This is a genomic window from Amphibacillus indicireducens (assembly GCF_039539605.1).
Classification (GTDB): domain Bacteria; phylum Bacillota; class Bacilli; order Bacillales; family Amphibacillaceae; genus Amphibacillus; species Amphibacillus indicireducens.
On record NZ_BAABDL010000015.1, the window covers coordinates 1 to 973 of the forward strand.

Annotated in this window: 1 protein-coding gene; it reads left to right on the top strand. The window is 39.7% G+C overall.

Going from position 1 to position 973, the window contains the following annotated elements; translation table 11 throughout:
- The coding region (locus ABD814_RS01425; protein ID WP_344909659.1) for an IS1380 family transposase at positions 1–914 on the top strand (914 nt) is incomplete at its 5' end.
- Positions 915–973: the final 59 nt, after the last annotated feature.

Genomic DNA, 973 nt, shown 5'->3' on the forward strand with positions numbered 1-973 from the left:
TTCAGCCGAGTGAGCATTTTGTTTTTGATTTGGATTCGGCAAATTTCACGACCTGTGGTCATCAATATGGCACCGACTACAATGCCCATTATCAAACAAACGGTTACCATCCACTCGTATTATTTGATGGCTTAACGGGTGATTGCATCAAAGCAGCTCTTCGTGCAGGTAATGTTTATACGTCTCGCAATGTCGTTAGCTTTGTTGGTCCTGTGATCAAGGAATATAAAAAAATAAATCCAAGTGCAACCATCGCTGTCAGGGGCGATAGTGGTTTCGCTGTCCCTAAACTCTATGAGTTGTGTGAAGAACACGAGATCAAATACGCCATTCGCCTTAAATCAAATAAGCGTTTAACATCGATGGCTCAAGACATTGAACATCAAATCGGGAATCGACTAAAACTTAATAACGGTGCGCCTTATGTGTTTTATAAAGAAATAACCTACAAGGCGGCAAGCTGGAACAAGTCAAGACGAGTGATCGTCAAGTTAGAGAGACCAGAAGGCGAACTCTTATTTCGTTATTCCTTCATTGTCACGAACTTAAGCTATCGCCCTAAAAACATCGTCAAATTTTATCAAAACCGTGGGACGATGGAAAATTTCATTAAGGAAGGGAAAAACGGATTTGCGTTCGATCAACTAAGTAGCCCTGACTTTTATACAAATGCAACGAAGCTACAGATCGCGTTACTTGCTTACAATTTTGCGAATTGGTTTCGCCGACTCTGCTTACCAAAAAGCATGAATAACAGCACCGTAGCAACTGTTAGAATTAAGCTGATTAAAATAGCAGGTAAAGTAATCAATACAGCCCGTTATACGCCCTTCAAACTATGTAGCAGTTGTCTTTACAAAAAACAATTTTGGTTCACTCTTAAAAAAATTCAAGGCATACCGCTTATTGAGTGACCCAATTAATAGCCGTTCATAATTTCAAAAAACTAAGATCATCTTGCGGGATAAGTCTG